Here is a 26839-nt window from a genome sequence, read left to right as displayed (position 1 = left end):
ACGGCTCACTGCATGCCTCCGGCTGCAAGCTTCGCGACGTCGCCCGCAGGTTTAGTACGGAAGGTGCAAAGGCACGCGATGTGCATGAAGGTCCGCGAGGTGCGCACCGCCCGGCCGCTGCTCGAATATTGGGGAGAGCATGGCGTTCCTTGCGCCCTGATCGCACACCAAGACTGGAGTTCCTGAGTCGGTGCCGCGAGCCCGAGCGTCACATCAGGCTCGACGACAGATCGGCCCGGGAGATTGAGTGGCCTGCGCAATGCTCCGAGCAAAGCGGCGCATGTTCGATGAGCGCACCTCGTGGCTGAGAGCTCGAGCATCCTCCGAGCCCTGCGGGGAAAACTGGATGTCATGCAACGGGGGTGGAGGAACATCACCCCCGGTCGGCGCTTCCTTTCCCGGACGGGTGCCGGATGGTTGCAGGCCGCCGCCCTCGCGTGTGTGGTCGCCTTCGTAGGGCTCCTCCTGGAGGATTTCGCAGAGGGCGTGCTCCTGAGGTTCGTGATGCTCTTCCTGAGTCTGGGCCTGTTGGGTCTGGGCACTTGGTGGCTAACCAAGGTCAATCACGACGCGGGCACGTTGTACTACCTCAGCGCGCAAGCAGTGGGGAGCACCGACGACAAGGAACTGCTGTCGATGGCAGGTGATGTCCGCCGCCAACACTTGGACGTCCGGAGCCTACGACGCAAGATCAGGGTGACCGGAGACGAGAACTGCCTCGACATCGTCGCCCAGGTAGACGGCTACAGCCATGACCTCGAGATGGCGATGAACGAGGACTCGTTCGACACCAAGTTCTACTTTGCTGTGAACCTGCTCTACCCGTTCGCCTATGCGCTTGGGCAGCGGGCTGCGCTCCCGGACGAGTTGGATCTTGTGGAGGTGAACCCTGCGAACAGCCTTCCTGGTGTGACATGGTCGCCGAGCAGGGTGGCGACCGCTGAACTGCTCGACATTCCTCGCGATGAGGAGAAGGGCGATCAAGCACCGAGGGCTGGTGCCGTTCTGGTCACCCTGGGTCCTGACGCCGCGTTGTCCCCGTTCGCGGGCCCCCGCGTACGGGTCGACGCTGGACCGATACAAGTGGTGGGTCGCGTTAGAAACAGTGGCGACGTTGCCGCGCCCGACCTCATCAAGACCTACGCGCTTCGGCTGTTAGAGGCGCTGCGGGATCATCCGAACCAGATCATCTTCGTGCGCGCTCGACTGCTGAAGACTGCCTCGCTCGCCCTGGGATGGGTGCTGGCTGACCCGGAGCGCCTTGGGGGCGAGGCGGAGGAGTTGCGCGAGTACTTCAAGCCCCGGCACATCGAGCGGCTCGTGCCAGTCCTTTTCGACAGGGACACGAATGCCAGCATCCCTGTGCGCGTGCATGCCAAGCAGCCACCGGCGGACGAGTTGGGGTGCCTGTGGGCAGCGGCGACGAAGACCCCAGTGGCATGAACAGCAGCGCAACCGTGCTGGTGAACCTGACTCCCCATCCGCTGGTCTTGTGGCGGGACGATGAGGTGGTTGCCACCTGGCCTGGGCCTGCGGCTGGGACTCGCATCCCCCGAGTTGCCGAGCCGCGTCTGGGCTCGTCCGAGATGGTGCTGGGTGGAGTCTCCGCGTCGGTCGTAGAGGTTGAGGCCTCCCTGGTGCTTGACCCGGTTCCGTCGGTGGTCCCGGGCACCGTGTACGTCGTCTCCCGCCTCGCCGCCATGGCGGTCCCCGGCCGGTCGGACGTCCTGTTCCCAATCGACTACCGCGATACGGCTGGTGTGGTCGTGGGTTGTTCGGGCTTCGGCCGCTTCGTCTCGGCTGTGCAGGAGGGTCACCGTTGAGGTTCGTCAATCCCTATTCGTTCGTACCGCTGCCGCCGATTGTGGAGCGCGGCCCGGTTCCGGACCAGTCCTACCGTGCGCCCGGCACACTGAGCGGCACCATCGGCTACGAGTTCGAGGCCGAGTCGCCCGTCTCGGTCGGCGGTGGTGCGACCCCGGTCCTGTGGGGGTCCTCCGTGCACGGCGCCCTCCGGTCGCTGCACGAGGCGTTGACCGACAGCTGCTTCCGAGTGGTCGACACGGACTTTGTTCCGCACTACCGCGAGACACCGTCCCAGAGGGTGAATGAGCGGGTGGCACGGATCGTCAAGGTGGACGGCCACAAGGTGACCGTTCGTATGCACCTCCTCGAGGACGCTGTGTGGTGCGACACCGTGTCCCTCCTCAAGGCCGCTGAAAGTAAGTACCAGCGCGTGCGGACGGGTGCATTGGTCAGGATTCCTCGGGGCGAGACAGAAATAAGGAACAACAAGCGGGTGGCTACAGGCAGGATCGAGTTCCTCGATGCCGAGCAGCCTCACGACGCTGGCGTGGACGACTATGTCCTACTGGTCACGGACACCAGCGTTCGGAGCGGGACGCACTATGTGAGGGCACTGCAGGAGGACGTCGTCACGCGTTGGCGGTTCGTGGCGGTTCCTGCGGGGCGGGGGCCCGGCGGCAGGAGGCCAATGGGGGTGCCATCGGACGTCCTCGCGCGGTTTGAGAAGGCCGTCGCCGGGACCGACGATTCCCGTCCCGGGAGCGATGCGACCTTCGGGGACTACGTGGACGTGTCGGGGCACCCCCTGCGACAGGGCGGAGTGGTCACGGGGCAACGACGAGCAGTCGTGGCGTCACCGGATCCGAGTCGGGCCTCGTTGCAGGAGGGTGACCCGCTGTGGGTGCGAGTCGATGACGAAAATCGTATTGACTGGATCGCTCCCGCACGGTTCTGGCGCGTGCCGGGGGAGGGGCCGGTCAAAGATCGACTTGGTGAGGCGGCTCCGTGTGTCGACCCCGATATGGCCTGCCCGTCGTGCCGGATCTTCGGTCTGGCCGACACGAGCGGTCGCGAGGACGACGATCGGGCGGAGCAGAACTCGGTCCGTGGGCGAGTCAGGGTCGCGGACCCGAGTGTGGTTGAGACGCCGGGCTTTGAGGAGCACAGGTATCGGTTGCTGAGCCCGAAGCCGAGCTCGGGCACCTTCTATCTCGCGCCGGGCAGCAAGGGCGGCGAGAAGCGGTGGCAATCCGGGCAGGGACACCGCGAGGTGGCGGGCCGCAAGATGTACTGGACCAGCTCCTGGAAGCAACAGAGCAAGGCAACCCAAGCCACCGAGGGAAAGACCGTCACGACGCTGAAGGCATTCGAGGTCGGCACCCGTTGGCAGGGCCAGCTCCATTTCGAAGGGCTGACTGCATCCGAGCTGGGGGGGCTCCTGATGGCGCTGCAACCGGAGCTGCTCCATCCCCATGCACGATTCCGGCTCGGTGGCGGGAAACCCTACGGTCTGGGGGTCGTACGAAGCCGGATGGATTCCGTCCGCCTCTACGAGGATGCGGCAGCCCAATGGCTGGAGGACGAGCCGGCCGCGCTCGTCGGGGATGACTTGAACAGGTGGGTCCGCGATTGGGTGAAGGCGTTCGAAGAGGGCGACAAGCACGACCCGACGGCGCGCACCGCCCTCGAACACATCCTCGTCCTCGACTTCGTGAAGCCCGAGCAGGTCATGTACCCGCCCGGCGACCCCCAGAACCCCAGCGATGTGTTCGCGTTCTGGGTCCAGAAGCCCATGCCGGTGCTCCCCCCAGCCGCCGGCAGCGCGCCGTCCCAGGTCCTGTCCACACCCGGGGAGACAGAGTGATGTCTCGGACCTATCTCAACGTCGGCATGGGGCAGGTGCAGACCTGGCTCAACCGTTCACCCGACCTGGCAGGTCGCCGCGGGGCGTCCTCGATGCTCGCCGTTTATACCGGGAAGGGCGCCATCGCGAAGTGCCTCGGAGATGAGCCGGGAGTGGCCTGGAATGAAGATGCCGGACAGATCTCCGGCATCGCCGCCCTGTCGCTTGATCTCTCGTTGGAAGTGGCGCCGGTGGCGCAGCGGGTGCTGAGTCACCTGCGGGCCAAGATCCCCGGGGGCACCTTCACCGCTTCGTGGGCCCAGGGTGACAGTTACGTCGCTGCCTACGGCGGGCTCTCGGCGATGCAGAACTCGGGTTCGGCCCTAGTAAGCCGCCCACCACCCACCGAGCACGTCGGCGCGCTCCGGTGCACCCGATGCGGCCTCGACCCTGCGGTGGCTGTCGTGACGTTGGGCGGGGGCCGAGTCGCCCAGGTGTGCCTTGACTGCAGGGCTCGGTACGACGCAGCCGGGAACAAGCGCGTGCGCGCGGCCAACCTTGCGGACTACTACATGAACCTGAAGGCAGAGCCCGTCGACGACCTGCACATGTTGGCGCGAATGAACCGCTGGCCCGCCAAGGATGGAACTCGGGTGGCGGTCTTCTACGCAGACGGCAACGCTGTCGGCAAGTTCATCGGTGAGGTCCTCAAGACCGCCGACACGAGCGAGTGGGACATCAAGGCGAAGATTGTGCGTCTCATCTCTGAGGCCAACGACGCCGCCTTCTACGCGGCGGCAGAGAAGATCTCCGCCGGCAGCGACAGAGTTCAGGTCATTCCCCATCTGGTGGCAGGCGACGACATCCTTGTCTCGTTGCCTGCCAGCGAGGCGTGGGCGTTCGCCACGACCGCTCTGGAGCACTTCAACAGCGAGGTTCACCGTCGGGCATCCGAGTTCATCCCAGAAGGTGCGCCGCCCCCGACCCTCTCGGGCGCCCTGGTCTTCCACCACGCCTCCAGCCCGTTGCACGAGGCGATCACCATTGCCGGAAACCTCCTCCGACACGTCAAGGACACTAACGGCGCACGGCCCTCGCTGGGCTATCTCGACCTCATGCGTGACCCGCGCGACCTCGAGCATCACGGCGTACGAGAGCTGGCCTGGGTCCAGGAAAGCCACCACCTGGTGGAGTCGCTGACCCGAGCTCCACGAGCGCACCGAAAGCGCCTGCAGGAGCTTGCTTCCCCCGACGTCAAGGACTGGCCGACCTTCAAGGAGACCTGCCGAGCAGCGGGCACGAACCTGGCCGCCCATCTGACGAAAGCCAGCGGCAAGGCAAGCGAGAACTGGGACGACACCGCGACCTGGCTACTGGCCCAATGCGAAGACCTCCCAGCACCCGACGCCGAGGCGCAGGACAACCCATGAGTATCGGCGAGCTCGAGTTCACCATCACCTTCCACAGCCCACTGCTGCCGGCCACCGGGACCGCCGCACCGGGCTTCGACATCACCCTCGACCCACAGGCACCCCTGCGTGCCACGGCGCTCAAAGGGCTGATGCGGTCGTCGGCCCGAGATCTCCTGGGCGTGCCCGAGGAGTTAGTGAAGTCGGTCTTCGGGACGTCCCAGACCCCGTCACCCTGGCACTGGCGAGTGACCCGCCAACCCGAGGTCACCTCGGCACGGCGGACGCGGGTCGGGATCGACCCGAGGACGGGAGCAGCGATGGAGAACGCGCTGCTCCTCATGCAAGTCGGGCTGGCCAGCGACCAGGCGTCCTTCGTCGTCGAGACCGACGGACTGCCCGCCGGGCAGGACCGTGCCATTCACGAACGGATCCTGACCGCCGCCGCGCGCGCCTGTGCCGCGCTGGGCTCGCAAAGGCGTCGCGGACTCGGCTGGATCACGGTCTCCGGTGGGGCGGATCTTGCCCCCGCCGACTACGAGCTGATGGCCGCTGGCCGATGGGAGGTTCCGCGATGACGCTTTCGGTGGTCGAGCTCGAAGTCCGGCTGCTCCAAGACGCGGCGCTGGGCGGTGCCCCAAGGGCCGGACGCTCGGCGACGACGCTGAGTCACATACCAGGTTCGATGGTGCGCGGGGCCCTCGCGGCCCAGTGGATCCGTCGAAACGGGGTGCCGAGGGGACCCATCCGAGGCCGCTTCCTTGACCTCTTCGAGTCCCGGGTGCGCTTCGGTCCCCTGTACGCCGGCAACGCCCCGGTCGCGCTGAGCGTCCACACGCACAAGGGGGCTTCAGTCCGTGGGTGTTTGAGGCGCTACGACGCCGCCACACAGAAGACGCACGAGGTGTGCGCGTGCGGCGCCGGTTTCACCCAGTCCAAGGGCGAGCTCCCCACTGCCGTCCCCACCCGGGTCGACGTACACGTCGAGATCACCCCGCAGGGGACGGCCAAGGACGCCCACCTGTTCACCCGCGGAGTCGTGCGTGGCGACGGTGACCTCGTGTTCAAGGGGTCGGTCATCGGGCCGCGGGACCTGCTGGACGACGTTGCCGAGTTCACCCGGCTGCGCCTGGGCGGCAAGCTGTCGACACACGGGGCCGTCCGTGCACAATGGACGCACGCCGACGTACCGACGTACGGCATCCCCGGTCGCACCCCCGAAGGCCTCCTGGGCGTTCGAATGGCCTCACCCGGCATCTTCGTCGACGAGCTCGGGCGGTCTATTCCCCAGCCGGGGGAGTACGAGCTCGAGCGGCTGCTCGGCCGCGGCAGCAAAGTCGTGAGGCGCTGGATCCGCTGGGACGAGTCCGGTGGATGGCACGCAGCGTCGGGGCTACCCAAGCCCGTGGACGCGAGTGTCGTGGCCGGTTCGGTCTTTCTCGTGCAGACCGATGCGTCGCCAGCGCAGATTCGCGAGCTGGCGCTGACCGGTCTGGGGTTGCGTCGCTCCGAGGGGTTCGGTCTCGTGACGGGACTGGGGGGAAACTCATGAGCACGATCCACCTGTTCCAGGTGGAACTCGCGATGACCAGCCAGGGCGGGGTCTTGATGCCCAACACTGGCGACGGTGAGCCAGACGCGCGTCCTTTGCTTCACACGCTCGATGCTGTCCGTGCAGGTGATCGGCAACGACGCCTCGGTGACGATGGCGACGACCCGCTCACCGGTGAACACGACGCCAGTGTTGAACACGGCCCCGCAGACAGGAGCTACGAGGTCCCGGTCACCTCCCTGGCAGGCAGCCTGCGCCAGCACCTGCTCGACAGCGGTGCCGACGTCGAGTGGTGGCTCGGCAAGGTCATCAAAGGCGAGGCAGCCGTCGCCAGCCGGGTGTGGCTCGTCGGCAGCAGCCTGATCAAGGCCCAGACGCTGGAGCGGATGCAAACCGCGGTCGATCGTCGTCGCGGCGCAGCGCGAAACCGCACCCTGCGCCACCACGAGTTGCTGTGCCCCGGCCCGAAGCTCACCGTCTACTTACGGGCGGAGAACCTCGCCTCCCAGGAGCACGCCGGTCTTGTCGACCTGCTGGCCTCGTGGTCGCCGTACCTGGGTCGGGGAATCAGCGTCGGGCACGGAGCCACCGCGTCCCTCGGCGTCAGGCACGGGACGCTCGACCTGTGCACCGCTGATGGGCTGGAGACCTACCTCGACTTCGGCGGACCAGAGCTCTACGAATGGATCGAAGAGGAAGCTCCACCCGCCCCCGTTGCTCGCCAGGACGCCCACTGGTCCCTGCGCACCAGCAGCTGCGTCAGCGTCGGAAGTGGACACGCCCAGCGCAAGACTTCGGACGGGGCCGAGGTGGTCACCGTCCTGAGGGGGCCGGATGGCACCACGCCCATCGTCCCGGGCAGCACCTGGAAGGGCGTGCTGCGCTCTCGGATCGAATACGTGCTTCGTTCGCTGTGGCCGGTGGACCGCGAAGGCCGACCCTGCTTGGACAGCTCGTGCGGGCGGTGCCTGCCGTGTCGCCTCTTCGGCCACGCGGGCGGGGCGCAAGCGCAGAGGTCACGGGTGCGGTTTGAGGACTCACCGATCTCCGGGAAGCTGGTCGAGCGGACGCACGTCGCCATCGACCGGTTCACCGGCGGCGCCTCAGCCGGTCTGCTGTTCACACGCGAGTCCGTGGCGCCGGGGGCCGAGGTGACCCTGCGCGTGGTACGCCTTGGCGGCACCGACCAGGAATGGCAATGGACTCTAGCTCTGGTGGAGCTGGCGGTCCACGACCTCGGTCGGGGCCAGGTCGGTCTGGGCTGGGGGACCACGCGCGGCATGGGGTTCCTGACCTCGACACAGGACCGGGCCACGGCAGTGCAGGACGCCAAGACCGTTCTGCGGGGACTTGTGGAGACGTGGCAACCCGACGAGGAGTCGAGCGACATGCAGACGGAGAACATTGCATGAGCGCCACGCTGAACGGTGGGCTGAGCACCTGGGAGGTGTTCAAGCACTCCGCCACGGGCTGCATGCTCACCTGGCAGGACCCCGACGGCCTGCACGTATGTGCGCCACCTGAGACGGCGCCGTACACTTCCCTGCTTCACGGTTGGAACCCTGAGACGGGGGAACTGCTGCGCGCGCGTCTCAATGACGGCGAGGTACACCTCGCCCGGCTACACCCTGACACCCACCTGGCGGGCGAGGACGTCGAGATCAGGGTGGACGAGCTGTTGGCTTCGCGGGACGGGTCGGACTCGCGAATCACGTGGTGCCCCACCGCGCGGCAGACCGTGCCGCTGGGGCGCGTGACCACCCTCGACCACGGCACAGGTGGACTGGTCTTCACATGTGCCGTCGACGTCTTGGAGCAATGGCGATGAGTGTGCCGTTGGGGCCGGTGCGATGGTGGCTCCCCCTGAATGGGCTTGACCCCGAAGAGGTGCGCGTCGAGGCACTGCACGCGGCACTGAGCTGGTGGCTCGAAGAGCCAGCGGAGCACCAAGCCCAGGTCAAGCCGTACGCGCTGAGTCCCATCAGCGTCCGCGAAGGGACCTTCGGGGTGGAGGTGGTGACCCTCAGTGCCGCTTCGGGGGCCAGGTTTGCTGACTCCGCCACGGCCGGGGCGCGACTGCGTTTGGATCGGGCGACGGCGAGGGTGGCCGCTGACGCGCGGCCTCTGGCGCACGAATCCTGGGCTTCGCTCGGCACCCCGAGCGGTGCGCGACGGTGGCGGCTCGACCTGCACACCCCCACCACGATCCACTCTGCGAAGCGGTTCTCCCCGATGCCCCGCCCGGAGTCGTTTCTGCGTCGTCTCTCGCAGGTCTGGGACCACTACAGCGGTCTGCCGGCTTGTGTCGTGGACCGCACCGAGTACGGCGAGATCTGGGTCTCGGAGATCGAAGGGGAGACGATCACGATGCGGCTGAAGATCGGCGCTCGCGACTCCTCGGGCCGCCCGACCGCCGTGACGGTCGCCGGCTTCCTGGGGCACCTCGTGGTGCGATGCGACGAGCCGGTCGTAGCCCACCGGCTCGACGTGCTGTTGCGGACTGCGGGCTGGTGCGGGCTGGGATCCCTGACTGAGAAAGGACTCGGCGTCACGGAGGTGCGACCGCAGCATTCTCGTGCATCGTCTCGAGTGGGCTGAGAATGGGACGTCTTTGGCAGCGCGCCGTCGACCCGAAGTCCTTGCTCCGGGCCTGGCAGCAGATGGCGGAGGGGATTGATCCTGACGCCGGGCCGAACGGAGTTGCCGGCTTCGCACCCCACGCGGGCGAGCACATCGAGCAGCTGTCGGCCGAACTTCGAGTAGGCACCTACGTCCCAAGCAGCCTGCAGACAATAGAACTCGTCAAGGGCGACGGCACTCGGACCCTGCACGTGCCGTCCGTACGTGATCGCCTGCTCGAACGGTCCGTCCTGCGATCCCTCACACCAGTACTGGACCCACTGCTGGGGCCTTCCTCGTACGCCTACCGCCCGGGGCTGGGAGTCAGCGACGCCGTACGCGCGGTCGTGGAACTGCGTGAGGAGGGATTCGGCTGGGTCCTGCGAGGTGACGTCGAAGATTGCTTCCCCAGCATCCGACCACGCGTCGTGCGCCGACGTCTCTCCCTCACGGTCGACGACCCTGAGCTGCTGGAACTGATCGACCAGTTCCTGGCGCGCCGGGCTCGAGGGAGATTCCGCGGTACGAGGGCGGTCCGGGGGTTAGCCCAGGGGACACCGTTGTCGCCCCTGTTCGCCAATCTGGTGCTCGAGCAGTTGGACAGTGCGCTCACTGAGGCGGGCTGGCCTGTCGTGAGGTACGCGGACGACTTGGTGGTGGCGGCGACCAGCCGTGACGAAGCATGGGAGGCGGCTAGGGTGGCAACCGCAGAACTGGACTCGATGGGTCTCACGCTAGGGGCGGACAAGACCGAGGTCATGAGCTTCGAAGAGGGGTTCGCCTTCCTCGGCGAGGACTTCGGTGTCAGGTACCCGCCCACGGCTCAATCCGGGGGGCCCAACACGAATCGAGGTCCTCTACGTCGGAAGGCAGGGCTCGGGGGTTCGACGCCGGCGAGGCCGGATCGAGGTTCGTTCCAAGGACGATGCGACGCTGGTGGACGTGCCAGAGACCAAGGTGTCCCGAATGGTCTGCTTCGGATCCGTGGGGGTGTCCTCCTCTGTCCGCTCGTGGGCGGTGGAGTCCGGCATCGATGTGGTCCTGGCCTCCCGTCGCGGGCATTACCAGGGCCAGATCATCGGTGGCGGGCGCGGCCCGCGGATGGAACGGGTACGAGCCCAGTTCGACTTCGAGCACTCCCCGAGAAGACTGCCCCTCGCAGCAGCAGTAGTCGAGGCCAAACTGCGCAAACAGGTGGTGTTGCTGCAACGCTTCGGGCGCCGAGCAGGCGTCGATGTCGTCCGCCGCGAGATCAGGGCTGTGCAGAGCCTCCTGACGATGATTCCCCAGTGCACCAGCAACGAGGAGCTCATGGGACTCGAAGGTGCGGCGGCGAGGAGCTACTTCAATGCCTTCGGGGCGCTGATACCGGAGCCGCTCCAGTTCCCCGCACGGACAAGACAGCCGCCCCGCGACGTCGTCAACGCCGCGCTTTCGTTCGGCTATACCTTGCTGCTGGGGGAGTGTGAACTGGCCCTCCACTCGGCTGGTCTGGAGCCCAGCCTCGGCGTGCTTCACGCGTTCCAGGGGCAGCGGCCAAGCTTGGCTCTGGACCTGATGGAAGAGTTCCGACCGCTCATCGTTGACCAGTTGGTGCTGACGATGGCGCGAGGTAGGTCTCTGCGCCCCGAGCACGGCCGCCCCGACAAAGAGGGCGGCATCGGTGTCTACCTCACTAAAGCTGGTCGGGAGGAGCTCGTCTCGGCCTACGAACGTCGCATGCTCACGGAGAGGCGCGGCGCGCTGCAGGACTTCTCCGGAACCATGCGCAGACACATCTACCGGCAAGCGCAGCGAATGGCGCGCGAGATTCTCCGTGACGATGACCTGGAAGCAGGGGACATCGAGTGGACGGGACTGTCATGGCGTTGACCACGACAGTCGTGAGCTACGACATCCGCGAGAACCAACCGCGAGCCAAAGTGGCAGCCATCCTTCAAGCCTATGGCGACCGTATCCAGAAGTCGGTCTTTCTTATGTCCGCTACCGACGAGGAACTCTCCGAGGTGATCGGGCGGTGCCGACGTCTCCTCGATGAGTCAAAGGACAGCCTCTATGTGTTTCACCAGTGCGCGTCCTGCTGGATGGACCAAGTTTGCGTCGGGCAGGCGATGCCACCCACGGAGGCATGGCATTGGAGCGACTTTTGAGTGGGGCGTGGAGCTCGTGCATGCCCATGGGGTGTGCAGTGGCCCTGACCTGCGCAAACGCTCGTCTGCGAGTATTTCGGGGCCGGTCATCTGGCGGCGCCGGTGCCCGGGTGTGGTGGGGGTGTGCAAAGATGCAGGTCAGCGGCACGGAAAACCATTAGGGGTCCCGAAGGCCCTCTCGCGCAGCAGCGAATAGAAACGACGGAATCGTCGTCGACTCGTCCGTGGTGTCAGCCGTCCCGAAGGCCCTCTCGCGCAGCAGCGAATAGAAACCAGTTGTTGATCGTGGTGGGGCAGTCCTCGTTGAAGAACTCGTCCCGAAGGCCCTCTCGCGCAGCAGCGAATAGAAACACGTGCGCGTCGAGCGAGGAACTTCCGTGAGTGTCCCCAGCTGGTCCCGAAGGCCCTCTCGCGCAGCAGCGAATAGAAACACGCACCCCAGTTCACCTTGCCGTTGCATCCGATGAACATGTCCCGAAGGCCCTCTCGCGCAGCAGCGAATAGAAACTCATCGGGTTCGCCTGGACGTTCAGGAACACCTGTCCCGAAGGCCCTCTCGCGCAGCAGCGAATAGAAACGGCTCTGGCTCCGAGCATGTCGGCTCGTTCTCCGGGTCCCGAAGGCCCTCTCGCGCAGCAGCGAATAGAAGCGGCCACTGCTGGAGTAGTGCCAAGTGATCTTGCTGGTCCCGAAGGCCCTCTCGCGCAGCAGCGAATAGAAACGGGTACTCGCCTCCGTAGCCTGGCCGTACGTGTCGTCCCGAAGGCCCTCTCGCGCAGCAGCGAATAGAAACTGCCTTGTCGCTACTAAGCGGCCGTATTCCGGGTTGGGTGTCCCGAAGCCCTCTCGCGCAGCAGCGAATAGAAACCCCTTGGCGGCAGTGATCGTCTGCGTGTGGATGCCCACCAGCGTGTCCCGAAGGACCTCTCGCGCAGCAGCGAATAGAAACCTGGACTCGGTCGGGCGGACCGTGTCCTTGGATTGGGGTCCCGAAGGCCCTCTCGCGCAGCAGCGAATAGAAACGGAGTCGGCTTGGGGTTCACGCAGTCACCGACCCACTTGGTCGTCCCGAAGGCCCTCTCGCGCAGCAGCGAATAGAAACCTTCGTCGGGTCCATCTCCACGTAGTGCTGGTACAGCGAGCCAGTCCCGTAGGCCCTCTCACGCAGCAGCGAATAGCAACGCCAGCCTTCTTCTCCACGGCCTGGTTGATCGCCAGGTTCCGAAGCCCCTCTCGCGCAGCAGCGAATAGAAACCGGCTGAGGTCAGCCGTTGCGCACGTTGGGAGCGGTCCCGAAGGCACGTCTCGCGCAGCAGCGAACAGAGGAGGTCGTCGCCGACGGGTTGTGGTTGACGCCGAGTCCCGGAGAGTGTCGGCGGGCGAAGGGTGAGCGCTCTGGCCCCTTCTCGGTGAGGGAGGTACCAGGCTAGAAGACACCTCAGACGGCGGAGGTGTCGCGCGCTATGGAGGTTCGGGTGCGACGACGGTCGCGGTGCTCAGCTTGCTTCCCCTGGAGTGCGCTCACTTGCCGCAGGAGTGGTATCGATGCGCAATCACTCTCTGAAATGTCATAGTCGAACGTGGTGCAGTTCCGCTCTCTTACCCGTCCACTCGATGACATACACGATGCCTGGTTCAAGAGAGTGAACGACGGCGCTGTTCTCGTGGACGACCTCGGGAGGGTCCAGGGGCGGTCCTGGAATTGGGAAGATTGACAGTCCGCGCGGCCGGCCGAAGGATTGGAGTATCCGTTCGTGAGTGATGCGGGCTCTCGGGTGGTCGCGGTAGAACATCAGTCGCCCTCGCCGGTTGCGATTGGCCGTTTGGTGGTGTCGAGCCGTTTGGTGGTGTCGAGATTGATGATTCCTGGGGCGGTGCCGGTGCCGCCGCTGGTGGGGTCATTGTGGTCGGGGGCGTCGACCGCGTGCGGTTCGATGTCGTCGTCGACCTCCTCGATGTGATCGAGGATCTTCGGGCGTCGGTAGGGATGCTCTAGACCGAAGTAGCGGTCAAGGAACTCGGCAAGCAGGCGCTCAGGGCTCTCGAAGGAGAGGGGATCCTCGAACTCACGCGCCGGGGCCTGCTCACGGACGATGTCATCGTCACCGTGCGCTCGGACCGAGTCGATGAGCGCGGCGTCGATTTGTTTCATCCACCAGCCACGGCTGAACGCGTCCTTCCTGGCCATGAGCTCTTGGTGTTCGCGAGAGACCGGGTCGAGTTCTCCCTTCGGGCCGGCTGGCGGTTCGTCCACGTTGGTGCCGAGGTAGGGCACGGTTGCGTGGGCGATGAAGACATCGAGTTCTGGATTGTTCAGCGTGACGAGGTGACGGAAGTGGTGGATGGTGCCGAGGTAGCACTGGACGATGTAGCTGTCCCAGCGCGGCGCTTGGCGGTACAGGAAGGTCAGGTCCTGACTTTGGGTCATGAACTCTGAGACGGCCTCGGTGTAGGCCGAGTAGACGTTGGCTCGTAGTTGTTGGGCGTCTCTCTTTGCCAGGTCGTGGTGCTTGAGATTTGCGGATGCGGTTCCGTAGTCCCACCACTCCCGTAGGAAGAAGTATCCGGAGATGGCGAACTGGACCAGCATGAAGAACCAGAACCAGAAGGTCTCCTCGTCCGCTCCGCCGAGCTCCTCGGCGCGAAGCAAAGACAGCGGGACGAAGAGGATGACGAGCACCAGGCCGACGATGCCTGCGACCAGCTTGGCGCCACGGTCTTCGACCTCCTCAATGCGGGCCTTCTTCCGAAGCTTCGCGGGTATGGGGCCGCCGGCCTTCTCATGGGCATCGAGTTCGGCCTCGTGGTATCGGGTCACGCCTTCCTTGATGCCGATCGCGGAGTAGTGGGGGACCACCATCAGGATCAGGATGAGGCCCATCGCGAACAGGTAGGGCATGGCCGCATTGTCTTGGGAGACGACTTTGTCGAAGAGCGCGATCGAGATCGCGAACTCTGCGCCGAAGATGGCGAGCGCGATGAGCCACTTGCTCAGCTGGTAGGGCTTGGATTTGAGCCTGAAGTAGCGCCCGAGTTCGAGTTCATCCTCATGCACCTCCCGGTAGGACCGATTCCAGGAGTCCAGCACCACGGCGAGTTCAGTGTCAGCGACTCGGAGGTCGTCGCGGATCTCAGCGATGCTGCCGGCTGTTTGGTAGAGACCGGACAGGACATCTCGCGCGCTCGCGGCGACGAAGTCCGACAGCCGGTCACGCAGACCTTCATGGTCGTGGGCCAGGTGTCGTTCGTACTCGAATGCCATGCGCCCGCCATCCCACTGCTCTGGCTCCAGCGGCATTCGTCCGACGTTGACGGCCTCCTGCTGTGCCGCCCACCGGAGTGCGGCAAGGTCTGGCATGAGAATTGACGGGCCACCTTCTCCGGGCTCGTCGAGGATGGCGTCGTCGGCACCCATTCCAATCGGGCCATCGACGCCACCGCCCTCGGTGCCGCGGCGCTTGCCCCTGCCGAGGAAGTCCAGGATGCCCATCAGAGGTGCTCCCCTTCGGTGATCTGGTGCGTACCCGTCACGAGGGCGTTCGGCGTCTCGAAGCTGAGCCTTCCGGTCGGGGCCGTGACGTCTGATGCGCGGCTGCCGCGTCGTCCTTCGCCCTGTACGAAGCCGTTGCAGTAGCGAGACCAGAGGAGCTCACCGGTGTGCTTGATGCTGTCGAATCGCTGCTGGTACTCGCTCGGTAAGTTGTCGATCTCACGCTTGAGTTTCGAGATTTCGCTGCGAGCCTGCTTCGCCGCTTCGGCTGCGGCCTCGAGAGCGGCCGTTCTCGCCTGCTTCTTAGCAAGCGCTTCGGCTGCTCGGGACTCCGCTTCCTTACGTGCGCGTAGAGACTGACGCGTTGCGAGCGCGTCGACGAGAAGCTGCGAGGAGTCGCGGTTCGCGGAGCCGACCGGCTCGTGCGATGGGAGACCCGCGTCAACATCGGGCGCCGGTGGCTGCGCGGGGTCAGACATCAGCGAGTGGCTCTGGATGATCGCCTCACATTCGGCGATGCGGAGCGTTGCGTTCCGGCGAGTCGACACGAGGTCCTCGACCTGGGTGCTCCCCGCGAGGTGGACTGCATCGGTGAGCAGTTTCGACATCGAGGCATGGTCATACGCCTTCTTGCCGTCACGACGCCCCTTTCTGAAGAAGCGGTGAGCCAACTTTGGCGTCGGCTCGCCTTCGAGAAGTTGTGTCGCAACGTGTTCTGCCACGACGTCGACGGTGAAGCGTTCAAGCATGGATGCCTCCTCAGCAGTTTCCAGGCAGATAGCTGGGCTCGACGTTGTAGACGCAGAGATTGCCGCCGCCAGCCTCCACAAGCTCACTCCAGTACTGCTTGACCAGCGCTTCGCGATCGGGCGAGACCCGGTCCTTGTTGCTGGCCACTCCACCGCCGACGCCGCCGAAGGACACGTCAACTCCCTCTAGCTGCGGCACAAGTCCAAGCTGGACGGTTCGCTGGATCAGTGCGTTGACGTTGGAGTTCCTTCTCGTGGCGAGCTCACCAGTCTGATACCCGTCGGTGAGTACGACCAGGTACTGTCGTTCGGCTCCTTCGACCACTGCCTGTTGGTGGAGACTTTGGGAGGCCAGATGGAGTGCGGTGACGATGTCGCTCCCGTGTCCACCTTGGCTGTCTACGGAGGCGGTCTTGAAAACCGATTCCGTTGCGGCGAGAGCGTGCTTTTTGGCCTTTGTGACCTTCTCTTCGCCGACTGACTCCCGGTGGGCCTTGGGCCGCCACAGTTCGAATGGCTCCGAACTCGCTGTCTGAAGCTTGGCATTCTGGTTGTCGAAGTAGTAGACGGAGAACGAGGCGCGACGGTCACGACACCCATCGACCATGCGAGTAGCGAGCTTGAGGTAACTGGCTCGGGTCACCTCGTTGATCGACGATCCGGTTCGGTCGACCAGGATGGCGCAGGCGGCGCCCTGGGTCTCGCCCTGCATCGGTCGGAAGAGCATCCATCCGAACAACGCCACCACCGCGATCACACCTGCGCCGGCGGCGGCGTACATCCTGCCGTAACCGATCCCAGATGTCTTTCTCGAGCTGCCATAAGGTCGCTTCTTGCCGCCATACTTCTTATTCCCCCTGGTCCGGGAGGAAACGGAACCAACCATGGATCTGACCCCTTTACCCGTCGGCCCGGTGCCGACCCGGGACTCATCGATGCGGCTCGCCTGTCCCCAAGCTGTTTTGATCTATCCACCGACAGGCTGAATCTTGGCAGAGGGTGTGGTCTCGAGGCGGGAAATCTTCCTACTGTTTCGCATTCGGGACTGCCATAGTCCTATTTGTGCGAGAGATCTTGTCGGCACTGTTGGTGCTCGGGTGTTTAATCTGGATTTTCAAATTCGCCCTTTTTGGGGCGAAGGGGCGAGTGGGGCGTCCGCCCTCGGGAGTTCTCACGAGGTATCTCTCGCCCGCTGACGCGCCTGTCGCAGCCGCCACTATGGGTGGATACGCGCTCGGTACTGCGATCGTCCTCACTGATAGCCGGGCTGACGTCCAGACCGGCATTCTGGTCGGGGCAGTGGTGGCGGTATTCATGGCGTTCCGCACGGCGGAGCGACTCACCGTTCCGGCGCTCGGGGTGGTCGCGATGGTCTGCGCAGTCGTTCAGATGCTCCACTTTATCCGTGGTGATGAGTACGACACGCTCAAGACGGCTTATCGCTTGGCACTCGTCTTGTTGGTGTTCTCGTGCTTCGTACTTGGGACAATCCTGTTCAACCGGGCGTCGGCCCTCCGCGGGGAACGGGGCCTGGCGTTGCTCGGCTTGGTCGACATTGTGAGTTTCCTGGTGCGTCCTACAGGGGCGGACCTCTTCAACCTAGGGAGCGTCAGCCACGCTCTGTTTCTTGCAGGCGCCAGTGCTGCTGCGTTCGCAGTCGGCTGCGCAGTGTCCGAAGCCGTGCTCGGTTTGGTCGGCATCGCGGTCATTGGCCTGAGTGTGGCGCTGAACGCTCCGAATGGTTGGCTCGGTGTAGTAGCAGCGATCGCAGCGGCCTGCTGCACCATTGTCGCCCGATCCTTCACCCGCATGGTTGGGGCGTGACCACACCGAACTCGAAAGGCAAACGCTCCTCGCGGCGAGGGGCTCTGTTTCCCAACCGGAGCTTGAGTTGTGATTACCGCTCCTCCGTTGAACATGGGCATGAGCCAATTGCGCGGCGGCCGGTTGCCACGTTCATTGCGCTCGCGCGGCCCCTACTGGTACGGCGCCACTTAGGCCATGCTGCGCGACCTGTGAGGGAGCAGCCCGAGCTTGCTCGTGGCGCGGCCAGAGGGATGGCGTCAACACCCGGATTGCGGTCGAGGGACAAGGAAGCGTCAAGCAAGCCAGAACGCAACATGGAACTTGGCGGGATCTTCGGCGCCTTCGGCAGAGTCTTGGCCCACCCGACGCCATCGATATTTGCCACTGAGTACCCGAGAGTCCCAGCCGGGGTTCGATCAGCCCCATTTGATTCCGCAGACCGGACACTTCTTGAAGCGTTCGGGATAGGCCACCTCAGTGCCGCAGCCGCGGCACACATACATGGCCATCGTCAGCAGAGCGATTCCCTTGCTCAAGGTGGTCCTCCCTCGATAGTTGCGCCAAGGCACCCAGACTAGAGCGATCAACGGCATAGCAAAGCCCGTCTGCGTGCACTGTCCTCAGCCTGGGCCTGGCGGTTCGCTACGGCCCGCTCACAGCAGATCCTGTGCGTGACCAGATCAATGACGAATTTGCCCCAACTGAGAGTGACCTCTGGGAAGATGATCCTCGGGTACGTTTTCGTGCCACGCGTCACCATTCAGATTTGGAGCTTGATGACCCCCGACGGCACCACCCGCAGGCACTATCAGGAGCTAGCCAATCGATACGACTCGGTATGGGAGCACTCTCCGGATTTTCTGGCGTGGATGACCAGTGAGCTTTCTTTCCGCTTGCAAATTCGCGAGGGTGACTGGCTCCTCGATGTTGGCGCGGGTACCGGGCTTTATGCCCGCCAGTTGTTGGACCTGCATCCCGGTGCGGCTGGCGCAGTGTGCCTTGACCCTTCGGAGTCCATGCTTGCGCAGATCGACGATCCACGCCTGCACCCGTACAACGGTGACGAGTCGGAAGCCCAGGCCGCAGTACGGGCCGTCGGGATCTCCGCGGCGTCTCGAGTGCTTGTCAAGGAAGCCGTGCACCATTTCACACATGTAGCCGCAGGCATTGGTTCGGTTTCCCGAGCACTATCCCCGGGCGGACGGATCGTCGTTGCCATGCTGCCGCCCAAGATTGACTACCCCCTCTTCCAGGCCGCGCACGAGCTGTACGAGTCACGACAGCCGCATCATGACGATGTCGCAGACGCGCTCCGTCAACAAGGCCTCCGGTCATGGGTCGAACTCGCCGGCTTTCAGCTCACGTTCACCTTCGAACGCTACGCTGACATGGTCCGAGCTCGTTACATGTCGCTCCTTTCGGAGTTTTCCGACGAGGAGCTCGAGGCAGGCATCGCGGAGATCGCGGCACGCCGTGGCACCGGTACGCTGGGATTCGAAGATCGCTTTGCCTTCGTCATCGGGACCACCCCCGCGGCCGATGAGTGAGGTCGTCGACCGTCTTGAGCGGTTACGGGTTGAGCTCGACGGCTACGGGCTCGTCGCCAAGAAGTGGGAGCTCGATGTCCAGACATCACTTATTGGTCTCCGGAATGGTATTCCCGACCATACCGTCCAGCACATAGGGAAGATGACTGAGCGGGTTCTCAAGAACCTGTGGCGTCACTTCGGGACCGACGGGAACCCGGATAGCAAGGCTCTGAATGACCTGGTCAAAGGGGTGCGGGAACACATCGTTAGCCCGGCAACCCTCGAAGCACTTGGCGATATTCAACGACTGCGCAACCGCTCCGCCCACGACGGTTACGACGTTAGTGACGAGGACGCGCTGGTAGCTTTGCGTAAGTTCGTGGTGCTTCTCGACTGGGTGCGAACGACGCAGTCGAGTGCATTTGCTGAGGGTCCGGTAGTTGACCGTGAGGTGGAAAGGCGGGCGGGCTTCCTCGCAGGTTTGTTCAACCAGATGGACTACAGGCTCGCGAAACGCTTCGACCTGTCGTCGTCCACAACCTACTTACTGCTGGAGCGGCAGCGTGGATTGCGGCTCGATTTCATCGAGCTTGCGATCGGATCGAGCGAGGAAGAGCTGCGCAAGATCCTCGATAACTTGCCCGCCGAGCAGGTATTGCCCACGGACCGCCCAATACAGACACGGTTCCTAGTGGTTGACGAACTCGCCCCGGGCGACTTCCCGACGGCTGGCCACTCCTCAGACGAACGAGTGGTGAGCTTCGAGAACTTCGTTCGCGAGTACGTCGACCTCGACAAGCTCGCACAAACGCTGAGCGGGATCCGCGGTTCAGTCGACTCCCTGGAGGTCCGCTGCGAGCAACTCAACTTCAAGCCGCGCGCGGCGGAGTACGAACTCGGCAGTCCGATGACCGTGCGTGATTGGCTGACGGCGCGTGACGCTGGTCCGCTGAACGCCTTGGTGATCGGGCCTCCGGGCAGCGGAAAGACTGCGTTGCTGGCAGCGCTACTGGATGCCAGTTGGGAAGGCGCTCCGCTCCTGCGCTTCTACGTGGACCTGGGACGCGCGCAGCCGGGAGAGGCACTGAGCTCTTTGGTGACCCGGCAACTCGCGCCGTACGTCGCTATCGAGCAGCCGTACATCTATCGCGTCTTTCTATACGTGGTTCGGGCCGGCGGTGCGATGTGCATGGTCGATGGACTTGACGAGGTGCCCGACGACGGATCGGGCACGGCCAGCTTCGATATGTTCGTCGACCTCTGCGAATTCTTCTCGAGCGAGTCGAGCACCATCATCACCTCCCGCCAGCTCATGCTCACCGACTCCCCGTGGCTGCGGGAGCTGCTCCATGGTGACGCCTCGCCTAGCGACCAGGTCCGTGCCGACATGTTGGTCGGTGGAGTGGACACGGATGACCTGCCGGACTTCAGCGTCCTACAACTCGAGCGTCCTAGTAGCGCGACTGTGTCGGACCGGCTGGCTGATCTCATCCCGGCCACGAACTCCGAATCACTCGCTGTTGTTCGACGGGCGCTCGACGGTCTGTTAGCACATGTTGACCACACCCTCGGCGACGCTCGCTCAGACCGAGACCTCCACGACCTGATGGGGCGGGCCGCCTTCCGCGGCCTCTCACGGATTCCCATTGCTGAGTTCGCCGGTGCAGGAATCGGCTTGGGATGGATGTCCGTCGCGAGCGCCGACGGTCCGCTGACCTTGAGTGTCGACGGGACGTTCAGCTTCCCGCACCGCACGGTGGCCGAGGCCTTGGCAGCCCGGTGGTATGTAGATCGCCTGGACGATGACGCGGCTTCCCTGATCGGCCGTGCGGTCCCGAGTGAGTTGGTCAGGCGTTTCGTGTATGCACTTCTTGGCGAGTCCTCCCCGAACACGTTCGGTCCGACGACCACTCGCCCCGCCATCGTCGGGCCGGTCAATGACCTGTTAGTCGTGCGTCTGGATAAACCGGTCACGCTCAGTCGTCATCCGGTCACCATCGCTGAGTACCGCGACTTCCTCGACTCCTCGGGTCGTGATGGCCTGAAACTCTTGCATCCGGAAACCCCCCACCGCGGGGCGTTAGAGCCGATGTTCGAGAGGCTCACGCCGGGAAAGTTCCGCGATCGTGCCTTCGACACCCACCCCGCGACAACTATCTCTTGGTGGGGTGCCCACGCCTACGCGGCCTGGGTCGGAGGTCGATTGCCCACGAGTCTTGAGTGGGAAGTCACTGCGCGTGGCACTGATGCGCGACTCTTCCCGTGGGGCGACGACGCCGATCGCCTCCGTTCAAACTGCGCCGACTACTGGGCCGGCCGCGACATCGTCACCTACGAGCAGTGGAAGTCGCTCATGGACGAAGGGGTGATCCCGCCGGGAGCTACCACACCAGTGGGTTCCTTCGATGAATCACCAGCAGCCCACGGTGCTTTCGACATGGGCGGGAATGTCTGGGAATGGACTTCCACCGTGATCGAGGACCGAGCCGTCATCGCAGGCGGTTCCTATGACAACCCGATTCGCGGCCTCCGGGCATCGTCCAGGGGCCTCCCCACGAGGAGTAGCCGCAGCAACGCAGTTGGGTTCCGCGTCGCCTTTGATGGGCAGGTGCAATGAGTAGATCCACCGAGCAGCTCCGCGGCCGGGTGTCCAGTCTCGACCGCTCCGGAGGGGGTCCAACCGGCCAGGTCAGCCTCTACATGGTCGAGACCGAGGACCATCGCAGATTCACCTGCGACTACACAAACATCGCCACCGAAGGGCACAAGACTCTGACAGTGGGAGACCTCGTCGTCTTCGTCCCTGCGGAAGACGGTCGGGCGCTGTTTGTCCGCCACCTGATCGAACCCTCCAGCCGTGCGCTACTTGGCCTGCATGACTGAGCATCACGGCCGCATCTGTTCTGGTTCGCCGGCCTGGCCGGATAGCCTGCCTGCCACTGCGCGATATGGAGGTCATGGCCAGTGTCTTTGACTCGTCCGCGGCGGCTTCGCGCCACGCAACGGTGGGTTCTCCGGAGGACTGCGACGGCATCGTCGGGCTTCCAACGGCTGCCTATCGTCGCCAGTTCTGCAGAGAGTGCAGCATCCATATGTCAGAACGAATGCGATGGCCGCGGCATCGCTCGACCGCCACTGGCCCCGGTCCAGCCGAACGCGCTGTCTGGTGATCGCCACGCAGTGTTCGACCTGCGAGTCCGCGCGTGACCGGCCATCCCGCCGGTGTGAACGTCTTCGCCTGCCTAGTGTTGGCGGTCGAGAAGAACGGCGAACTGTCCGAGATCTGGAGGCCCGGCCCCCTTCCAGTGGCGCTCCCAACCACCACGGCGCACGGGCGCTCCGGCGGAGACCGGATAGCCGATCGAACCGCTAGATCGTCCTACTTCGCCTCGCGTGTTGTGGAAACCCTGTACGGGGCGGACCCCGCGACCGGCGCGGGTCGATGGCACATCAGTTCTGCCGGTGTGGAAGGCGATGGCGTCCGCCTCGAAGGATGGGAGTGCTTACTCCTGGCCGATCCTGATGCGAGTACTGCTCTCAGTGGCTACGCGGTCGCACACGTCCAGCTCATCGGCGATCCGATGGCCACGCTTCCTGAGCTCACGCGACGTACGGGCGCTGCGCGCGCTTGGTTGGAGGACCAGCTCCCTGTAGGTGTGAAGAAGGCAAGCGACCCGACTGTTGGGGTTGTCAGTCACCTTACGTACTTAGGGGCTCAGCTTCCAGAACCGTTCGACGACGCGGCAGTGCAGGAAACCCTGCGCTCCTGGAGCAGCGTGGATCGGTGGCTCTGGTTGACCGGTACTGGTGTCGACCCGCTCTCCTACCTGCCTGATCCAAAGGCACCGATGCCCGGCACGGTGGTCTTTTTATCAGCGGACTGGCGAGCGCTCGCGCTGAGGAATGGCGTCGCGTACTGCGCCCTAACCGAAGGCGCGGGCGCTCCCCACGACTTGCTGAGGGCCTACGTGCGGTCGATCCACCTCGACGGCTACCTCCTCGTGCAGCTCCAGTCCGACGGTGCCCACGCGTTGGCCGACAAGCTGGGTCGTTCGCGCGTCGCCGATCTGACCGTGGAGTCCGCCATGAAGCTCGAGGCGCAGTTGCTTGAGTTACGCGGCGGCCTGTGGTGGCGGCATCTGAGCAGCAGAGGTAGCCAGGTGGATCAGGTTGTGAAGGCACTCCAAGACGAGCGAAGCCTGCCGAAGCTGTACGAACAGCTCGTCGACGAACTAACGGACACAGCGAGGTTTATCGAACTGCGCAAGGCCCGTGAGGATGAGGTCCGCGACCGTAAGGTCAGCGAGGTTGTGTCCCTGGCTTCAGCCGCGTTCGTGACTCCGTCCGTGTTCTTGGCGGCGGTTGCCTTAGTGCCGGAGCCATCAGAGTCGGAACTGCTTGCCTTCTGGGGTGCCGCGATCGTCCTTGCGCTCGTCACTTGGGTCGTCATACGAACTTGGCTATTGAGGTCCGCAAGTGGTGCCAATTGAGGGTGCGCCTTCGAATCTGGGATACCTGAGCGAGGCTTCCAGCGCTTTAAATCGGGGCCGTGTTTCAGACGCCGTTGTCCAGTCTCGAGGTCCCTTGGCGACGGTGGGCATGTGTGCCGGGCGGAATCGGCAATCGGATCGAAAATGGGTGTGACCTCGGCAGTCAAGCCAGAACCGTCAATCGTTACCTGCCACACCTTGGTGCATGCCCGTCCGGCGCCGCCTTGGGCCGGGCGACCTGGTCCCGCCGGCAAGAGCGCTCGCGAACCTCGAGATCACAGGCGGAATGGAACGGTAGCCAGAGCCGCCCGCTGTGACCCGAGCATGGTCCGCCGGTGATTCACGGGACTCAGTGGCCCTAGTCAAGTCTGTCTGCGTGGTCGAAACGAACGAGGTTGGTCTGCTGAAGAGATAGGGGACTTCCAGATCGGCTAGGACGAGGGTCCTGGCTGGAAGGATGTTCACTGTGGCTGGCAGGTATCCCAAGGAGTTCAAGGAAGACGTGATCCGGGTCGCCCGCGATCGTGGTCCTGGCGAGACTCTCGACAGATTGCGCACGACTCGGTGTGCACCCTGTGACGTTGTCGAAATGGCTCAAGCAGGCCGACATCGAGGACGGCATCAAGCCAGGGGTCACCAAGACCAGGCGGGTGAGCTGCGCGAGGCACGGCGTCGGATCCGGCGACTCGAGCAGGATAACGAGGTCCTGCGTAGGGCGGCTGCGTATCTGTCCCAGGCGAACCTCCCGGGAAAAGGGTCTACCCGCTCGTGAGAGACCTCGCGGCGAGCGGGATCCCGGCCGAGGTCTCCTTGCAGGTGCTCGGATTGGGGCGTTCGCCCTACTACCGATGGCTGAGGGCCCCGTCACCGCCTCGGAGTTGCGTGAGGCCTACCTGGCGAACGCGATCATCTTCAACGCCCACCGCGACGATCCCGAGTTCGGGTACCGGTTCCTGTTCGACGAGGTCACCGACGCCGGACACGTCGTGTCGGAGCGGACGGTGTGGCGGGTCTGCTCCGACAACGGCTGGTGGAGCGTGTTCGGCAAGAAGAAGCGCCGCGGCAAGGGCAAGCCCGGCACCCCGGCGCACGACGACCTCGTGCGCCGCGACTTCACCGCGGCCGCCGAACCAGCTGTGGCTCACGGACTTGACCGAGCACCGCACGGGCGAGGGGAAGCTCTACCTGTGCGCGATCAAGGACGTCTGGTCGAACCGGATCGTTGGTTACTCCATCAGTGACCGGATGGAGTCCAAGATCGCTGTCGACGCGCTCAACAACGCCGTCGCCAGACGTGGAGTCGAGGGTCTGTCGGTGGTCGGGTGTCGGCTGCGCTCGGACAGGGCTCGCAGTTTCGAAGCAGGAAACTGCAGCAGGCGCTGTGGCGTCACCACCTGGTCGGGTCGATGGGCCAGGTTGGCTCAGCCGACGACAACGCCGCGATGGAATCGTTCTTCGCGCTGCTGCAGAAGAACGTCTTGAACCGGCGCCGCTGGCAGACCCGAGACGAACTCCGGATCGCGATCGTGTCCTGGATCGAGCGGACCTACCACCGACGTCGACGCCAAGAACGCCTCGGACGGTTGACCCCGATCGAGTTCGAACTCATCATGACCAAGGCCGCCGATCAGGCAGCGTAATCAGAAGTCCCCTGATCGCTCAGCAGACCCCGCGACGTGCGACGACTGGCCGCGGTTCGATGGTCTTGCGTCATGGGATAAGAAATCCTGTCACTGGGTTTGCCAATATCAGTCCACCAGGGGCTTCGCGATAGCCGCCGCTAGCATCGATCGTTGCCTGGCGGTGCTCGAGAGACGGGCGGTTGGCGGCCAGCGATACACCAAGCGGAAAGGCACGAGAACTTTGAAGTCAGGTGGAGTCGCGCGGGCTTTCTTGCCTTGACTCACCCGCGCGAGTTCAGTCTCCGCACCATCACGTCCAGACACCGCTTGGTTGCCCGGCTCAACATCGTTCCTTTCTTGATGTGCTTGGCCAGACCAGGGCTAACTGCGTAATAGAAGCGAATAAACCCTCTCCCGAGGGCAGTCCTGGAGAGAGTGCGATCCCGGAAACTGCGGAGGGTAAGGACTGGAAGCGCGTCGTAGGAACCGTAGACAGCAGTCGCGATGTAGCACCCGCCCGCATTGGTTCCCGCCGAGGTGTCATGTGCTTCTGGCGGCACACTCACGGGCGGGTTCGTGCTCGCGTTGGCGGAAGATTTGTCGCCGTCAGTCGGGATGACGTCGCGGACGTGGCGGCCCTCCTTGAATCTCGCGACCACCTCGGTGTCCAGTCGCGGCTCGAGTTCAATAACCGCTTGGGATAGCTCAGCGAGCATGGCGGGGTAGCCCCGAGGGGGGTAGTAGGTCAGATTCCCAGAGATCTTGGCAAGGTAGGACGCCAACGCGGACACGAAGGCCGGGGCCGAAAGCAGCAGATCTTCGATGACTCGGTCGTAGTCCGCGGAGGGATCCGGGTCTGAGGATTCGGCGCACCGTTCCGAGATCGCCTTGCTGATCACCGCTAGACGTAGCGCGTCGGCAAGGAAGCCGGCGCTCGCGACAGTCTTGTACAACGCATTGAGGACTCCGACGTGCGCGGTGTAAGCCTGGCGGGTCAGATCCACATAGGTCGTTGCTGAAGCAAGGTAGTTCCCGTTGCGCTTCAGGACGACTGCTTCACGGATCCTAGATTCCCAACTGGCAGGGTAAGGCTCCACGGTCTGCTTGAAGGAAGGAAGGTCTGCCTGGAAGGTCTGGATGAGTTCAGCGAATCCTGGGGCTGGGTACGCCTTGATGCTGCCCGACCCGCGGCTCGGTATCATGCCGCCTGTGGGCAGGATTAGTCCACGAAAGTAAACATCCTGGGTTCGCAGTATGCCCCACAGTCCGGGCCGGGCCCATAATTCTGCTCGGGCCAGCGCATTCATGCCGACGGCCAACTGGTTGCCGTCTTCTGCGCTAAACGTGAGGGCCTCTAGCATCCCGATGATCCGGTCGGTGTCTGCGGCTCCCCACAGGATCTCGATGAGCGATTGCGCCGCATTCAGGAGTTCCGTGATCTCGTCGCTAGCAGCGGATCTGTCAAGGCTGCTGTTGATGCCTTTTGCGGCAGCGAATTCTTCGTTCTCTGCGGCGAGTGCGTAGTTGAGGACACGCAACTGGCGGCTCGCGTTGGTGTCACCCAGATCCCGACCGTCCTCGAGTTTCCTAAGTGAAGCGTCCATTAGGTGGGGCGACACAGCGCCGAGAAGAATGCCGATTAGAGTTTCTGCGGCGGCGAGCCAGTCTCGTTCGCTCGTGTGGTCGAAGGCGTGCGCATTGGGATGCTGGTCCACCCGGCCTGCTACGTAGTTTGCGAAGACCTCAGAGGTCACGGGCCTCCGTCCTTGAAGAG

Annotated in this window: 20 protein-coding genes, 2 pseudogenes and 1 CRISPR repeat array; of the genes and pseudogenes, 18 read left to right on the top strand and 4 right to left on the bottom strand. The window is 64.3% G+C overall.

Annotated elements, in window-relative coordinates; genetic code table 11:
* The first annotated feature begins 300 nt into the window (after positions 1 to 300).
* From AC4BGC_RS10580 to cas2, 12 genes and pseudogenes are all read left to right on the top strand, one after another.
* A complete protein-coding gene (locus tag AC4BGC_RS10580) occupies positions 301 to 1443 on the top strand; it encodes a hypothetical protein (RefSeq protein ID WP_490555591.1) in 1143 nt (380 codons plus the stop codon).
* A complete protein-coding gene (locus AC4BGC_RS10575) occupies positions 1440 to 1823 on the top strand; it encodes a hypothetical protein (RefSeq protein ID WP_490555589.1) in 384 nt (127 codons plus the stop codon). Before AC4BGC_RS10580 ends, AC4BGC_RS10575 begins: the two co-directional genes overlap by 4 nt.
* A complete protein-coding gene (locus AC4BGC_RS10570; RefSeq protein ID WP_490555588.1) occupies positions 1820 to 3670 on the top strand; it encodes a hypothetical protein in 1851 nt (616 codons plus the stop codon). The genes AC4BGC_RS10575 and AC4BGC_RS10570 overlap by 4 nt, the downstream gene beginning before the upstream one ends.
* On the top strand, positions 3670 to 5079 hold the full coding sequence (locus tag AC4BGC_RS10565) for a Cas10/Cmr2 second palm domain-containing protein (RefSeq protein WP_490555586.1): 1410 nt from the start codon (positions 3670 to 3672) through the stop codon (positions 5077 to 5079). The genes AC4BGC_RS10570 and AC4BGC_RS10565 overlap by 1 nt, the downstream gene beginning before the upstream one ends.
* Complete coding sequence (locus AC4BGC_RS10560) at positions 5076 to 5636, top strand: RAMP superfamily CRISPR-associated protein (protein WP_490555585.1); 561 nt, start codon at positions 5076 to 5078, stop codon at positions 5634 to 5636. Before AC4BGC_RS10565 ends, AC4BGC_RS10560 begins: the two co-directional genes overlap by 4 nt.
* The gene (locus AC4BGC_RS10555; RefSeq protein WP_490555583.1) at positions 5633 to 6610 is read left to right on the top strand and encodes a type III-B CRISPR module-associated Cmr3 family protein; all 978 of its coding nucleotides are present in this window, start codon (positions 5633 to 5635) and stop codon (positions 6608 to 6610) included. Before AC4BGC_RS10560 ends, AC4BGC_RS10555 begins: the two co-directional genes overlap by 4 nt.
* Positions 6607 to 8022 (top strand): RAMP superfamily CRISPR-associated protein, encoded by a 1416-nt coding sequence (locus AC4BGC_RS10550; protein ID WP_490555582.1) that lies wholly within the window; start codon positions 6607 to 6609, stop codon positions 8020 to 8022. The genes AC4BGC_RS10555 and AC4BGC_RS10550 overlap by 4 nt, the downstream gene beginning before the upstream one ends.
* Positions 8019 to 8438, top strand: coding sequence for a hypothetical protein (locus tag AC4BGC_RS10545; protein WP_490555581.1), 420 nt, complete (start codon positions 8019 to 8021; stop codon positions 8436 to 8438). The genes AC4BGC_RS10550 and AC4BGC_RS10545 overlap by 4 nt, the downstream gene beginning before the upstream one ends.
* 59 nt (positions 8439 to 8497) lie before the next feature.
* Entirely contained in the window at positions 8498 to 9208 is a 711-nt protein-coding gene (gene cas6, locus AC4BGC_RS10540; RefSeq protein ID WP_490555579.1) for a CRISPR system precrRNA processing endoribonuclease RAMP protein Cas6, read from the top strand.
* 2 nt (positions 9209 to 9210) lie between these two features.
* Positions 9211 to 10008, top strand: a pseudogene (locus tag AC4BGC_RS10535) (reverse transcriptase domain-containing protein); the annotation flags it as partial.
* Between the two features lie 22 nt (positions 10009 to 10030).
* Positions 10031 to 11101 carry a CRISPR-associated endonuclease Cas1 gene (cas1, locus tag AC4BGC_RS10530; RefSeq protein ID WP_490555578.1) on the top strand — a complete coding sequence of 357 codons (1071 nt, stop codon included), beginning with the start codon at positions 10031 to 10033 and terminating at the stop codon, positions 11099 to 11101.
* 11 nt (positions 11102 to 11112) lie between these two features.
* A complete protein-coding gene (gene cas2, locus AC4BGC_RS10525) occupies positions 11113 to 11379 on the top strand; it encodes a CRISPR-associated endonuclease Cas2 (protein WP_490555576.1) in 267 nt (88 codons plus the stop codon).
* Between the two features lie 163 nt (positions 11380 to 11542).
* Positions 11543 to 12634: a CRISPR direct-repeat array (repeat unit 37 nt; unit sequence GTCCCGAAGGCCCTCTCGCGCAGCAGCGAATAGAAAC).
* Between the two features lie 537 nt (positions 12635 to 13171).
* Here cas2 and AC4BGC_RS10520 read toward each other — a convergent pair.
* Genes AC4BGC_RS10520 through AC4BGC_RS10510 form a run of 3 tightly spaced genes read right to left on the bottom strand, consistent with a single transcriptional unit; the run spans position 13172 to position 16399 of the window.
* Positions 13172 to 14869: a hypothetical protein gene (locus AC4BGC_RS10520; protein ID WP_490555574.1), complete on the bottom strand. Its 1698-nt coding sequence runs from the start codon at positions 14867 to 14869 to the stop codon at positions 13172 to 13174.
* A complete protein-coding gene (locus AC4BGC_RS10515; protein ID WP_490555572.1) occupies positions 14869 to 15618 on the bottom strand; it encodes a hypothetical protein in 750 nt (249 codons plus the stop codon). The genes AC4BGC_RS10520 and AC4BGC_RS10515 overlap by 1 nt, the downstream gene beginning before the upstream one ends.
* A 10-nt stretch (positions 15619 to 15628) precedes the next feature.
* Positions 15629 to 16399 carry a hypothetical protein gene (locus tag AC4BGC_RS10510; protein WP_490555571.1) on the bottom strand — a complete coding sequence of 257 codons (771 nt, stop codon included), beginning with the start codon at positions 16397 to 16399 and terminating at the stop codon, positions 15629 to 15631.
* Between the two features lie 437 nt (positions 16400 to 16836).
* On the opposite strand from AC4BGC_RS10510, the gene AC4BGC_RS10505 reads away from it, so the two are divergent.
* The 6 genes and pseudogenes from AC4BGC_RS10505 to AC4BGC_RS10480 all read left to right on the top strand — a co-directional run bounded on the left by AC4BGC_RS10505 (position 16837) and on the right by AC4BGC_RS10480 (position 25083).
* On the top strand, positions 16837 to 17442 hold the full coding sequence (locus AC4BGC_RS10505; protein WP_490555569.1) for a hypothetical protein: 606 nt from the start codon (positions 16837 to 16839) through the stop codon (positions 17440 to 17442).
* Between the two features lie 758 nt (positions 17443 to 18200).
* Complete coding sequence (locus tag AC4BGC_RS10500; protein WP_490555568.1) at positions 18201 to 18971, top strand: methyltransferase; 771 nt, start codon at positions 18201 to 18203, stop codon at positions 18969 to 18971.
* A complete protein-coding gene (locus AC4BGC_RS10495; RefSeq protein WP_490555567.1) occupies positions 18964 to 21570 on the top strand; it encodes an SUMF1/EgtB/PvdO family nonheme iron enzyme in 2607 nt (868 codons plus the stop codon). The genes AC4BGC_RS10500 and AC4BGC_RS10495 overlap by 8 nt, the downstream gene beginning before the upstream one ends.
* Positions 21571 to 21653: 83 nt before the next feature.
* A complete protein-coding gene (locus tag AC4BGC_RS10490; protein ID WP_490555566.1) occupies positions 21654 to 21836 on the top strand; it encodes a hypothetical protein in 183 nt (60 codons plus the stop codon).
* A 320-nt stretch (positions 21837 to 22156) separates the two neighbouring features.
* Positions 22157 to 23443 carry a hypothetical protein gene (locus tag AC4BGC_RS10485; protein ID WP_490555565.1) on the top strand — a complete coding sequence of 429 codons (1287 nt, stop codon included), beginning with the start codon at positions 22157 to 22159 and terminating at the stop codon, positions 23441 to 23443.
* Between the two features lie 457 nt (positions 23444 to 23900).
* Positions 23901 to 25083, top strand: a pseudogene (locus tag AC4BGC_RS10480) (IS3 family transposase).
* 263 nt (positions 25084 to 25346) lie between these two features.
* Here AC4BGC_RS10480 and AC4BGC_RS10475 read toward each other — a convergent pair.
* Positions 25347 to 26819: a CFI-box-CTERM domain-containing protein gene (locus tag AC4BGC_RS10475; protein ID WP_490555564.1), complete on the bottom strand. Its 1473-nt coding sequence runs from the start codon at positions 26817 to 26819 to the stop codon at positions 25347 to 25349.
* Positions 26820 to 26839: the final 20 nt, after the last annotated feature.

It is taken from the genome of Nocardioides sp. Z38_18 (genome assembly GCF_058215695.1).
This window is presented reverse-complemented; position numbering and strand designations above follow the sequence as displayed.